Source organism: Adhaeribacter sp. (assembly GCF_057359045.1).
Map to the genome: position 1 here is coordinate 15,136 of NZ_JBMQUD010000081.1, position 12,674 is coordinate 27,809.

Annotated in this window: 11 protein-coding genes, 1 pseudogene and 1 riboswitch; of the genes and pseudogenes, 5 read left to right on the plus strand and 7 right to left on the minus strand. The window is 43.4% G+C overall.

Annotated features, from left to right (window positions below; genetic code table 11):
* Window positions 1–9 precede the first annotated feature (9 nt).
* From ACO1R6_RS12800 to ACO1R6_RS12810, 3 genes are all read right to left on the minus strand, one after another.
* Entirely contained in the window at window positions 10–2,076 is a 2,067-nt protein-coding gene (locus ACO1R6_RS12800; RefSeq protein WP_486265254.1) for a GAF domain-containing SpoIIE family protein phosphatase, read from the minus strand.
* Between the two features lie 192 nt (window positions 2,077–2,268).
* Window positions 2,269–3,738 (minus strand): IMP dehydrogenase, encoded by a 1,470-nt coding sequence (gene guaB, locus ACO1R6_RS12805; RefSeq protein ID WP_486265255.1) that lies wholly within the window; start codon window positions 3,736–3,738, stop codon window positions 2,269–2,271.
* Between the two features lie 430 nt (window positions 3,739–4,168).
* Window positions 4,169–4,489: a rhodanese-like domain-containing protein gene (locus ACO1R6_RS12810; protein ID WP_486265256.1), complete on the minus strand. Its 321-nt coding sequence runs from the start codon at window positions 4,487–4,489 to the stop codon at window positions 4,169–4,171.
* A 102-nt stretch (window positions 4,490–4,591) separates the two neighbouring features.
* Between ACO1R6_RS12810 and pnuC the strand changes: the two genes are divergently transcribed.
* A complete protein-coding gene (pnuC, locus tag ACO1R6_RS12815) occupies window positions 4,592–5,143 on the plus strand; it encodes a nicotinamide riboside transporter PnuC (protein WP_486265257.1) in 552 nt (183 codons plus the stop codon).
* Window positions 5,144–5,167: 24 nt separating this feature from the next.
* Here pnuC and ACO1R6_RS12820 read toward each other — a convergent pair whose 3' ends face one another.
* Together ACO1R6_RS12820 and ACO1R6_RS12825 are read right to left on the minus strand one after the other, a co-directional pair.
* Window positions 5,168–5,854 (minus strand): ABC transporter ATP-binding protein, encoded by a 687-nt coding sequence (locus ACO1R6_RS12820; RefSeq protein WP_486265258.1) that lies wholly within the window; start codon window positions 5,852–5,854, stop codon window positions 5,168–5,170.
* 251 nt (window positions 5,855–6,105) lie between these two features.
* Entirely contained in the window at window positions 6,106–7,044 is a 939-nt protein-coding gene (locus ACO1R6_RS12825; RefSeq protein WP_486265259.1) for a DUF4097 family beta strand repeat-containing protein, read from the minus strand.
* A gap of 382 nt (window positions 7,045–7,426) precedes the next feature.
* On the opposite strand from ACO1R6_RS12825, the gene ACO1R6_RS12830 reads away from it, so the two are divergent.
* From ACO1R6_RS12830 to ACO1R6_RS12840, 3 genes are all read left to right on the plus strand, one after another.
* A complete protein-coding gene (locus ACO1R6_RS12830; RefSeq protein ID WP_486265260.1) occupies window positions 7,427–7,585 on the plus strand; it encodes a hypothetical protein in 159 nt (52 codons plus the stop codon).
* An 82-nt stretch (window positions 7,586–7,667) separates the two neighbouring features.
* Window positions 7,668–8,186: an AAA family ATPase gene (locus ACO1R6_RS12835; RefSeq protein ID WP_486265261.1), complete on the plus strand. Its 519-nt coding sequence runs from the start codon at window positions 7,668–7,670 to the stop codon at window positions 8,184–8,186.
* A 340-nt stretch (window positions 8,187–8,526) separates the two neighbouring features.
* Entirely contained in the window at window positions 8,527–9,399 is an 873-nt protein-coding gene (locus tag ACO1R6_RS12840; protein WP_486265262.1) for an aldose 1-epimerase family protein, read from the plus strand.
* Here the strand turns inward: ACO1R6_RS12840 and ACO1R6_RS12845 are convergent.
* Together ACO1R6_RS12845 and ACO1R6_RS12850 are read right to left on the minus strand one after the other, a co-directional pair.
* Window positions 9,396–9,446: pseudogene (locus ACO1R6_RS12845) on the minus strand (keywimysin-related RiPP); the annotation flags it as partial. The gene ACO1R6_RS12840 and the pseudogene ACO1R6_RS12845 sit on opposite strands and share 4 nt — an antisense overlap.
* A gap of 81 nt (window positions 9,447–9,527) precedes the next feature.
* Window positions 9,528–9,782, minus strand: coding sequence for a hypothetical protein (locus ACO1R6_RS12850; protein ID WP_486265263.1), 255 nt, complete (start codon window positions 9,780–9,782; stop codon window positions 9,528–9,530).
* Between the two features lie 212 nt (window positions 9,783–9,994).
* Window positions 9,995–10,091, plus strand: a riboswitch (TPP riboswitch).
* 61 nt (window positions 10,092–10,152) lie between these two features.
* Here ACO1R6_RS12850 and ACO1R6_RS12855 point away from each other — a divergent pair.
* The gene (locus ACO1R6_RS12855) at window positions 10,153–12,564 is read left to right on the plus strand and encodes a TonB-dependent receptor (RefSeq protein WP_486265264.1); all 2,412 of its coding nucleotides are present in this window, start codon (window positions 10,153–10,155) and stop codon (window positions 12,562–12,564) included.
* The last annotated feature ends 110 nt before the right edge of the window (window positions 12,565–12,674 follow it).

The window sequence follows — 12,674 nt, forward strand, 5'->3', positions numbered from 1 at the left end:
TTTATTACGTCAAGACGAAAAATTTGGTTGGACATTTCTAAACTTAATTACGATTAAGGTTTGATCGTCGTGGATAGGCATGTCCTGACTAAACTCGGTTACATCGTTGATAATTGCATATTTTATGTCATCGGCTTCGAGGTGATACGTTTGGGTTAACATCTCGAGGAGGCGTTCCTCGCCGTATTCTTCCTGGTTTTTGTTGCGCGCTTCTACAATGCCATCGGTGTAAATAACCATTACATCGCCGGGATTATAATCGTAGTGCATGTTATGGATGCGCTTGGCGTAGCTTTTATCCCGTATAATGCCCAGCCCTAAACCTTCGGTATTAAAGTAAAAGGTATCTTCGGTCATGGAGTTGTAATACAGGGTGTGGCAGTGGCCGGCACGAGCAAAGAACAAGCCTTTGAGTTTATAATCTATAATGTAGAGCGAACTGGTAATAAACGAAGTACGCTCCAGGCAGTGCGTTAAGGCATTGTTGGCCTTAACCATAAACTTAACCGGCTCCAGGTCGTCTTGCATCAGGCCATGAAAAATACCTTTCATCTGGGCCATGTGAAAAGCCGCCGAAATACCTTTACCCGATACGTCGCCGATAATAATGGCAATGCGGCCTTCGCTGAGTTGCAGAAAATCATAAAAATCGCCGCCTACTTCTTTGGCTGCCTGCGAAAAGCAGCTTATCTCAAACCAACTGTCTGAAGGAAAGGTTTTGGGGATTAAGCTTTCCTGTACGGTGCTGGCAATTTTTAATTCTTCTTTGTAGCGTTCGTTCTGGATGGCTTCTTCGGCCAACCGTAAGTTTTCGATGGTGAGATTGGTTTGGCTTACAAAAGTCCGGATTACGTTAACCGTTTCGCGATCGAAGCCTTGTTCCAGTTCCTTCAATAAATACAAAATGCCAAAAGTACGGTGCGCCGATTTTAGAGGTGCCACGTAAATAGATTTATAAGGCAGGTTTAGTGATTTAAAATGGCTGTTATCGAGGTTATTGTTAATATAATCGAGGTTGGTAACGATATTGCTTTCTACTACTCCCCGGATTTGAATAATGGTTTTTTCTTCAATCTCGTAAATTTCAGTTACTTCAACCTCCTCTTCGGTTAGTATTTCCAGCCAGGCGGCATCAGAATTAGAGGCTTTAATGGCGCTTTCAAAAAAGGTTTTAAACACCTGCTGCTGGTCATCTCCTTGCTGAATTAATTGGGTTAAACGCTGAAAATTAAGTAAATCAGAGCGCTTTTGTTCAAAAACTGAGGCGGTGGGCAAATTAAACAGGGCCACCAGGAAAGAAAAAGCAGGGTATAGGGTGGCAAACAGTGCTGCTAATAGAATAAAAGGATCTTTCAAATAATTATTTACAACCGCTTGCTCCTGGTGCGGTTTTAATAAATATTGTATAAAAATGCCTAAACTGGCCAGGGTAGCAATTAAAAGTAAAATAGCGCGCCACTTTTGACCGGCCGTTAGGTAAGCTACCCATTTAAGGTGGAAACTTAAAAATAAGGTATAAACCGCCATGAGGGCCAGTAGCGGTATAAATACAAAGCTTAGGTAATCTAGGTTAAAGAACGAAATTACCAGAGTGGCATAAAGCAGTATTTCAAACCATTTCCATTCAAACTCCAGGGCTTTGGTTTTCTGATATAAAATCAGGCGCCGCCAGATGTAAAAGCTTTTGGCAATGAAATAAACAAAAAAACCAAAGTTGATGGCGTAGGTTATTTCCAGAAGGGATGTTTTGTGATCCGGAAAATAATTTTCGAAAGTGCTGGTGCCCAAATATAAAACCGCACATGCGTAAGCGGTTATGCCGGCCCGGAAAAAGAGATTCCACAGGTAGCCCATGTAATCAATTCCCTTGTAATCGTCTACGCGGAAGCGTTGCCACAGAAAAACGGCTAATACAAAAAGGGTCTTGAAAATATAGGTCAGGTAAAGCGGGACATTGGGTTCGGCAACCGCCGAACCAATGCGGGAATAATTTAATAAAGTATTACCAACCAGCAATCCCCAGCTTAAAACCGCAATAAATATTAAATATTTTTTAAGCTTTATCTGATCTGGCATGTATTACCGGTGGTTCTTTATTTTTAGGTTAAATGCTGCTACTAAACGGTAAAAAAGAAATAGTTTGGTATAAAAAAGATTTAAATGGTATAAACCCAAGTACAGAGCAATACATTAATTTAATCCTTGTCCAGAGCAAACTACTTCTTTTAACCAAAATTAGTTTAAAAGTATTTAAAAATTTCTATTTTTCTAACGGCTGTAGTTAGGGGCTTCTCTAATAATTTGTACATCATGCGGGTGACTTTCGCGTAAACCGGCTCCGGTTATTTTAACCATTTGGGCTTCCTGGAGTTTAGCAATAGTAGCAGCTCCGCAATAGCCCATACCGGCTCGTACCCCGCCTACCAACTGGTATAGAACTTCGGCTACAGCCCCTTTGTACGGCACCCGGCCCACAATACCTTCCGGTACCAGTTTTTTCATATCGTCTTCGGCATCCTGGAAATAACGGTCTTTCGATCCATCTTCCATAGCCTCAATAGAGCCCATACCCCGGTAAGTCTTAAATTTACGGCCTTCTAGCAACAGCATTTCGCCGGGCGCTTCTTCAGTACCAGCCAGTAAAGAACCAATCATCACGGTGCTGGCACCGCCGCCAATAGCTTTTACTATATCGCCCGAAAATTTAATACCGCCATCGGCAATTACCGGCACATCGGTGCCTTCCAATCCTTTGGCGGCCTCCATTACGGCCGATAATTGAGGTACCCCGATTCCCGCAATAATTCGAGTAGTACAAATACTGCCAGGTCCTACGCCTACTTTTACGCCGTCGGCTCCTGCTTCAGCTAAAGCTTTGGCGCCAGCAGCGGTAGCTACGTTACCCGCAATTAAATCTACTTTAGGAAATTGTTTTTTAATTTCCTTTACCATATCCAGTACGCCTTGCGAGTGGCCGTGGGCAGTATCTACGCTAATTACATCTACGCCGGCTTCTACCAGGGCCGCTACACGGGCTAAAGTATCGGCGGTAACACCAACGGCAGCACCTACGCGCAAACGGCCAAACTGGTCTTTACAGGCATTGGGCCGATCTTTTCTTTTCAGAATATCTTTGTAAGTAATTAAACCTTCCAGTTTACCTTCAGCATCTACAATAGGTAATTTTTCAATCCGGTATTGCTGCAGAATATCTTCGGCCTCAGTCAGGCTAATGCTTTTGTCGGCGGTAATCAGGTTTTCGCGGGTCATAATTTCCGAAATAGGCTGCGTTTTATCTTTCTGAAACCGGATGTCGCGGTTGGTAATAATGCCTACTAATTTACGGTCGGCGTTAATAACCGGTATGCCGCCAATATTAAACTCCCGCATCAGCTTCAGGGCATCACCTAATACGGCTTGCTCGTCTAAGGTAACCGGGTCCAGAATCATGCCGCTTTCGGAACGTTTTACTTTCCTGACCATATTGGCCTGTTTTTTAATCGACATGTTTTTGTGAATAATGCCAATTCCACCTTCCTGGGCCATGGCAATTGCCAGCTCGGTTTCAGTTACGGTATCCATTGCCGCCGAAATTAAAGGAATATTTAACCGGATATTACGGGTAAGCGGGGTAGAGGTGTCGCAGTTACGGGGTAAAACTTGGGAGTAGGCCGGTAACAGAAGCACATCGTCGTAAGTAAGTGCTTCAAAAATTATCTTGGATTGGGAGGAAGACATTGCAAATACGTTTTGTTATTTGCCGTGTAAAGTTACTATAAATTTTGGAATTAGAAGAATAAAATAAAATATTCTATTGGGTTAATAAAGGATGTTGCTTTTTTGTTAGCAAATGTTCTAAACGCAGATATTTTAAGAACTCATTTTCTAACTGAATACTTAAGCGTTTATCTTTTGCAAGATGCAATCTTGCAATACACAGGTGCTAACAGTTGGTTATAGCCTAAGTAAGCTCTTGGCCGCGGGGCCCCGTCGGTGAGTTCAGACTGTCTAATCTTCCTTTCCTCCTTCGTCGGAATGCTAAAGCACCGGTATCTTAGAAGGTCTTCACTCCACCGACTGCGATATCTGCCTGTAGCTAGCGTTATTCAGGAGTTTGTATCGTGGTTTCTTTAAACTAACAGCTAACCACTGACAACTAACAACTAAGTTAATATACTGGCATGGTAAGGTCTATTTGTTCGGCCCAGGCGTGAATGCCGCCTTTTAGGTTAAGCAAATTGGTATATCCGTGGCGTTGCTGGAGGTACTGCAGGGCTTGTGCGCTCCGGAAGCCATGGTGACAAACCAATACTACGGGTTTGTCCTGGGGAATATTGTCTACGTTCTTCGGAATTTCGGACAAAGGAATTAAAACCGATGGCAACGCACAAATTTCGTACTCCACTGGTTCCCGGACATCCACTAATAGAATATCTTCGCCGGTGGTCATTTTTTTACTAAGTTCGGTTACAGTAATTTCGGGCAACATTTCAGGAAACAGTTATTAGTAAGCAGTGGCAAAGATTATTTAATATCAGACGATTAACAATCAACCATTAACAATTAACAACCAACGTTCAATAAATAATTAATGAATAATTACGAAATAGTGGGGGCTATAACCGGGCTTTTATGTGTTTGGCTGGCGGCCCGGCAAAACGTCTGGACTTGGCCCATTGCGTTAATTAGTGTATTTTGTTATTTTGTTTTCTTCTACCAGATACATTTATATGCCGATATGTGGCTGCAGGTATTTTTCTTTGGGTCTAATTTATACGGTTGGTACGAATGGCGTTTTGGCGGTAAAAATAAAACGGAGTTGCCGGTTACGCGGCTTAAACCAATCCAGATTGGGCTGGTGCTGGTAATTGGTATTGTTACCAGCGGGCTAATGGCACTTTATTTTCAACATTTTACCAATGCCTCTTATCCGTGGTTCGATTCAACATTGGCGGCTTTTAGTGTGCTGGCGCAAATACTGCTTACCCGTAAAAAGATTGAAAATTGGGTTATCTGGTTTCTGGTAGATATTGTTTACGTGGGCTTATACTGGAAAAAAGAAGCGCACCTAACGGCTGGGTTGTATTTTGTTTTCCTGATTATTGCTGCCCAAGGTTTTTGGGAATGGAGAAAATCTATGTAAACCCAACCCGCCGCGGTTTAGAAATTATTCTTTTACCATCGAGCCATCAAGTAAGTTAACAATACGGGTGCCGTAAGTTGCATTTTTTTCGGAGTGCGTAACCTGAATAATGGTGGTGCCTTCCTGGTTCAGGCGCTGGAAAAGCTCCATGATTTCTTCGCCTTGCCTTGAATTTAAATTACCGGTCGGTTCGTCGGCCAAAATAAGTTTGGGCGAGGCTACTACCGCCCGGGCAATGCCCACCAATTGCTGCTGTCCGCCCGACAGTTGGTTTGGAAATAAATCTTTTTTACCCACAATGTTAAATTTATCCAGCATTTCGGCCACCATACCTTTCCGGTCCGATGATTTTACATCCTGGTAAAGCAGCGGGGTTTCTATGTTTTCGTAAACGGTTAATTCATCTATTAAGTGGTAGCTCTGGAACACAAAGCCAATGTAGTTTTTATGCAGTTGGGTGCGTTCTTTCTCCCGGATTTTGTGCACCGGTTTGTCCAGAAAGAAATATTCACCGCTCGAGGGCTCTTCCAACATGCCGATAATATTAAGTAAGGTAGATTTGCCCGAGCCGGATGGTCCCATAATGGAAATAAATTCGCCTTCCTGTACGTCCAGGTTTATATTGCGGAGCACATAAGCACGGGAGAAACCACTGGCATAATATTTATCGATATCTTTTAGCGTAATCAGCATATATTCTTTGGGAATCATTTAAATAACATTACACAGCAAATTAAAATATATTTATGGTTATAACTTCTCAAACCCATCATTTAGAAAGAATCTTTGGTTATCTGCTAATAAGAGATTTTCTAAATGACGGCAGCAAGTTTTACTTTTATAATTTAAATTTTGTGTAACATCCGGTATGTAAACGAAGGTAAATATATTTTAATAATGGAATATAAAAATACCCTAACCCAAAATAATTGAGTTAGGGTAGCATAATTTTTTATAAGAATTTACATCCGGTACGACAATTCGGTGGTGCCGCCCGAAGTACTCATTTTTACCGGAATGCCGCCGCCGTTAACGCTGCCTTTTACCCGATTGGTTTCGGAGTTGCCGTTAAAGTTAGTAAGGGCGGTTTTTACCCGGTTACCGGTTAACTCTAAATCAAGTCCTTTGCCGGGCGGAACGGTGGCGTGTACACTGCCGCCGCTCGTTTGTAAGGTTAAATATTTACCAAGCTCCGTTACATCGGCGCGAATGCTGCCGCCGCTGGTACGGGCATCAATGTCGCCGGCTACTTTTTGCAACTGAATGCTGCCGCCACTGGTGCGGGCTTTTAACGTGCCGCGTGCATCGGTCAGTTGTATAGAGCCGCCGCTGGTTTGGGCATCGAGGTTGCCCTGGTATTGGTTCAGCGAAATACTGCCCCCCGAAGTATTCGCTACGGCATCGCCTTTTACATTTTTAAGCGTAATGCTGCCCCCGCTGGTTTTAGCTTCCTGCGCGCCAGAAAGATTGGTAAGGCTAATGCTACCGCCGCTGGTGTTTAACTTGGTGGTAATTTTTTCCGGTACTTGTATTTCAAAAGAAACGCTCAGGCCATCGTTGTCCCAGTTAAAGTTTTTTTCTTTGCGTTCGGCTACGGCATAAACGGTGTTGCCCTCCTGGCGTACATCAAAAGTATATTTGGCTAAGGCTTCCAGAGAAGGCGCTTCGTTGCGGTTACGCCCGTTAGAAGGGCGCACAAACATTTCTACTTTTACCTGGTTGCCCGCCGTGCCGGTAACTTTAATGCTACCACCCGAAGTTTTGGTTACCAGGGAGCCGTTGTTGTTTAAAGTAAAATTTTTGGTCAGATAAGGTTTCTGTTTGTCGTCCTGGGCGAAAGCAAAATAGGTAGTGGATAGCATGGCGGCTACTACAACCAGGGCAAAGATAAGTTTTTTCATAGTAGTAATTTTTGAGGTAGTATTTTTATTAAAATAAAGATAATCAATATTTTAAATTAATAGATTGCTGGCTTGCTATTTTTGAGAATGAATAATTTACCGGGTTTATAAAAGTAGATACTTTTTAAAGGCAGATGGTTGCCTGCTTAAAATAAAAATTTCACTTCAGGGTAACTTCAGCTAAAGAGAAAAGTAACAGCTGGCCCAATTTATTTTAAATGCGGTACTGGCTTTGCAGGAGCAAACCGAAAAATGCTTGGCGTTAGTTGCCTACCCAAACGACCGCGGCCGGTTAATAATAGAGTTACCGATACGGATCGGTATTTAAAAAAGAAGCGTAAGATCGGATTTTTATTCCTTGTAGTACCACCAAAAAAGCGGTTTGGGTATTGGTTTAAGTTTATCTAAGCAAATTAGGCGTTTACACAACGGCACAATTTCCGTAAATTTGTCTCAGCAATGCGGTTGCACTTTCCGACTGACCTTTTTTATAAACATCGGCGCAGCCGTTTTAATGCTCGTTGTAAAGCCTGGTATATAGAATGGCCGATATTCGCTATTCCGACTTTACCGGTATTCAATTAGCAAATTAGATATTAACAAATTACCATATTAATCTAATATTGGCAGAAGTAATAAAAGTAGCCGTTACTGGTCCCGAATCAACCGGAAAATCTACCCTGGCCGAACTACTGGCTGCCCATTACCACACGGTGTGGGTTCCGGAGTTTGCCCGGACGTATATTGCTGAATTACCTAACCGCTACACACCAACCGACGTTGAAAATATTGCCCATGGTCAGGTAACAGCTTTAGAAAAGGCATTACCCGCCGCAAATAATATTTTATTCGCCGATACCGACTTACTCGTTATTAAAATTTGGTTTACGCATGCCTTTGGCTACTGCCCTACCTGGATTCTGGACGCTTTGGCCAAACAAGATTTTGATTTGTATCTGCTCCTGAACATAGATTTGCCCTGGCAGCCCGATGCGCAACGCGAGCACCCACACCTGCGGCAATTTTTTTACGATTGGTACAAAAAAGAACTTCAGCAATACGGTTTCCCCTTCGTGGAGATTTCCGGTACCCAGGCAGAACGCCGAAAAAATACCATCCAGCACATTAAAAATATTCTTTAGCACTTTGTATTTACCTGTTTTTAATAAAAAGTTTTTTGGAAGTTAAAAGCTCCCTTTAATGTCGCTGGTTACAGGTTACTGACAGTTTCTGACGCGAGGCTCTGCCTCGTGTCTGCGATTTTAGCCGACCTTTGGCTGCGCAAACGCTTACCGGTTATTTTGTGTAATACACAAACTTTAGTGGCTAAAGGAACTTATCCGCGAGACGCTGGCGATAGCAGAAGCATAAATATTCAAATCAGTTTTAATATCAATATTTAAAAGTCCTGCGTAAACCGTTTAAATTTTACTTTAATAGAGGCAGAAAAGATAAATCTTAAACCCTGATTCTATAAGATACATGATACATTACCTGGAAAACGAAACCTGCCGCGTGGGCGTGAAAGAAAGCGGCGCAGAACTCTGTAGCTTTGTAAAACAGCCGGAAAACCTGGAATATATTTGGCAAGCCGACCCGAAAGTTTGGCCTCGGCACGCCCCGGTTTTATTTCCGTTTGTCGGTAAATTACCAGATAACCAGTTTAGCTACGGCGGCAAAACTTACCCCATGTCGCAGCACGGTTTTGCCCGTGACCATCATTTTACGCTCATCAGCCAATCCCAGACCGAATTGGTATTTGAATTAAGCGACAATGAACAAACCTTAGCCATTTACCCGTTTCGGTTCCGGTTGCAAATTATTTACCGCTTAATGGGTAACGCCTTGGAAACTATTTATCAGGTACACAATCCGGCCGAAGAAGATATGTGTTTTTCAATTGGGGCGCACCCGGCCTTCAACTGCCCATTGCTGCCCGGCGAATCTTTCTCGGATTATTACCTGGCATTTGCGCAACCCGAAACCCAAAACAAATATTTACTCGAACAAGGCTTGCTAAACGGCCAAACCGAACCGCTCCTGCAGAACGAGCAAATATTGCCGCTGTCTTACGATTTGTTTTTGCAGGATGCGCTGGTATTTAAAGGGTTGATATCCGAAAAAATAGAACTAAAAAATATTAGTCATAGTCACGGTATTAGCTTCGAGTTTGAAGGCTTTCCATATTTTGGCATCTGGACAAAAGAAACCGGGGCTGGCTTTATTTGCCTCGAGCCCTGGCACGGCATAGCCAGCAGCGTGGGCGATACCGGCGAACTGGCACAAAAAGAAGGAATCATAAAATTAGTGCCCAATACTACTTTTGTTTGTTCTTATCTTATTCGGGTAAATTAAAAAAGGCCGGTGGTTTTTCTGGGAAAACCACCGGCCTTTTTTAGTACATTTTTTACCTCAACTTTAAATCATATTAACTATAACTGCTTGGTCGGACTTATTGGAAAAGGAAATAAGGAAAATTTGGCTTAACTCGAATATACCAACGTACCTGCCTCATCTACAAAAACCCGGCTTGGCTTTTTATTATAATCTGGTTCAAAATCATTAATGGGTAAACTTATACCCGGAGGTAAATCCAGGTCCGGTAAATCATAACCAATTGGTTCGCCGCCATCATCATCGTTGCCTTCGGAAGGCGGGCTTTTGAATTTTCTTTTGGGCATTACCATAAAGTAAGCCAAAATCATCATTATGGCGAAAGTATAAAGTAAGCTAATCATACGGCATTCATTCCTAATAAAAGTTTAGCGGTTGAAAATCAATTGGATGGCAATAGCCATTGGATGACTCGGGCTATAGGTAATAACGAAAGGAAATACTTTTGGTTTTTCATTTTTTACCCTGAACGAAATTTTATTTAGGTATATTTTTTCGGCTTTCAGAAAAATAAAAGCCTATAATTTTTGATAGTTGCCGTAGCCTTTTACCTTTGCCTTCAGTTTAGGGGTGCCTTAATATAACGGGCTGAGATCATACCCATTGAACCTGATCCGGGTAATGCCGGCGAAGGGAAAACGGTTAATTCTTTTCTGCAACCTTCGGGTAAGGCATGCCTGCGCTAAATTAATTTATTTAGAACCTTTCAGCAGGATGAAAAAATTACTTTTACTTTGGCTTATTTTAGCTAGCCCCATTGTGGCTTTTGCCCAGTTTACCGTAAGTGGTAAAATTACCGAAGCCGGCTCTCAGAAACCTTTAATTGGCGCTACCGTGGTAATAGGCCGCGCGGGTACTACCAGCGATGCGCAAGGCAATTACACTTTAAATAATGTAACCGCCGGCGCGCAGCCGTTTAGTGTATCGTACGTGGGTTTTGTAACCGATAAAAGAACCGTAACCGTAAACGGCAATATTACTTTGGATGTAGCACTAACGGCTACCAGTTACCGCACCGAAGAAGTAATTGTATCGGCTACGCGGGCCAACGAAAAAACCGGCACTACTTTTACCAACGTAACCAAAGCCCAAATACAAGAGCGTAATTTTGGCCAGGATTTGCCGTACTTACTCGAGCAAACCCCTTCGGTGGTGGTTAATTCCGATGCCGGTGCCGGGGTAGGCTACACGGGAATCCGGATCCGGGGTTCCGATATTACCCGCATTAACGTAACCGTAAACGGTATTCCTGTAAACGATGCCGAGTCGCACGGGGCGTTTTTCGTGAATATGCCGGATTTGGCTTCGTCTATTCAGGATATTCAGGTGCAGCGGGGGGTAGGTACCTCTACCAACGGAGCGGCTGCTTTTGGCGCCAGCCTCAACATCCGAACTTTGGGTTTTAACCAGGAAGCTTACGCCGAAGCGCTAAATACCTACGGCTCTTTTAATACCTGGCGCCACACCGTAAATTTTGGTACCGGTTTAATTAAAGATAAATTTACGTTTGATGGCCGCTTGTCCAAAATTTCTTCCGACGGCTACATCGACCGGGCTTTTTCCAAGCTTAAATCTTACTACTTTTCGGCGGGTTATTTAGGCAAAACGGGTATGTTGCGGTTTGTAACGTTCTCGGGGCAGGAGCAAACTTACCAGGCCTGGAACGGGGTACCCGAAGATAAACTAAAAACCGACCGCACCTACAATTCCCTTACCTACGACAACGAAACCGATAATTACCAGCAAGACCATTACCAATTACATTATTCTAAAAGTTTGGGCAAAAACCTGGATTTAGGCGGCGCTTTCCACCTAACGCGGGGCCGTGGCTATTACGAACAATTCCGGGAAAACCAACGGCTCTCGAATTACAACCTTCCGGCGGTAGTTTTGGGCGATACCACCATAAGCCGCACCGACCTAATCCGTAGGAAGTGGCTCGATAATTATTTTTATGGGGTAACCTACGCGTTAAATTATAGTCCTGAAAACAATCGCTTTACGGCTACTTTGGGCGGTGCCTGGAACCAGTACGATGGCGACCATTTTGGCGAAGTTATCTGGGCCCGTTTTGCCTCTAATAGCAATATCCGGCAGCGCTACTACGAAGGCAATGCCCTAAAAACCGATTTTAATATTTACGGCAAAGTAAATTACCAACTCAGCCAAAGAGTAGGTTTGTTCGCCGATTTGCAGTACCGCACCATTAATTATGAGATTGCGGGCACCGACGACGACCGCCGCGATGTTACCTTACAAGCCGATTTTAATTTCTTTAATCCCAAAGCCGGTATTACTTATTCTTTAACCGATAACCAAACCCTGTATGCCTCTTATGCGGTGGGTAACCGCGAACCGGTCCGCAGCGATTTTATTGATCGGCCGGAAACCAGTGCGCCACAAGCCGAGCACATGCAAAACCTGGAAGTGGGTTACCGCTTACGCAGCGCCAATCCGCAGCAAACCGGCCGTACCCTGGGCTATACCTTAGATGCCAATTATTACTTCATGGATTATAAAAACCAGTTGGTATTAACCGGTCAGCTAAACGATGTGGGTTCGCCGTTGCGTACCAATATCAAAGACAGCTACCGCACCGGCCTGGAAATTGCGGGTGTGCTCAACTTCCGGAACGTGGCCGACCTGAGCAGTTCGGTAGCTTTAAGCCGGAATAAAATCCGCAACTACACCGAGACGGTATACATCTACGACGAAGATTATAACCCTGAAGGCACCGTACAAACCGATTACGCCGAAACCGATATTTCTTTTTCGCCGAACTTTGTATCCACGCATAAACTGGAAGTACAGCCGCTGCGGGGCTTAAAAGCGGCCCTAATTTACAAAACCGTAAGCAAGCAATATTTAGACAACACGGCCAGCGAAAACCGGAAAATAAACGGTTATAATGTAGCTGATTTACGCTTGCGGTATATTCTGCATCCAGGTTTTATGCGCGAAATGGAAATTTCTCTTTTATTGAACAACTTATTTAACCGCAAGTACGAAGCCAACGGCTATACCTTTAGTGAGCAATATTCCGGCGATGCTGCCCGCTACGATTACAACTATTATTTTCCGCAGGCTACGCGTAATTTCCTGCTCACGCTGGGGCTGCGTTTTTAACGAATACTTTAAAATATTTTTGCCAAAAGAGAGCTCCCGCGGGAGCTCTCTTTTTTTGTACCACGGACGAAAAGGATATATTTAAACGTTTACTTTATAAAGGGAGTAAT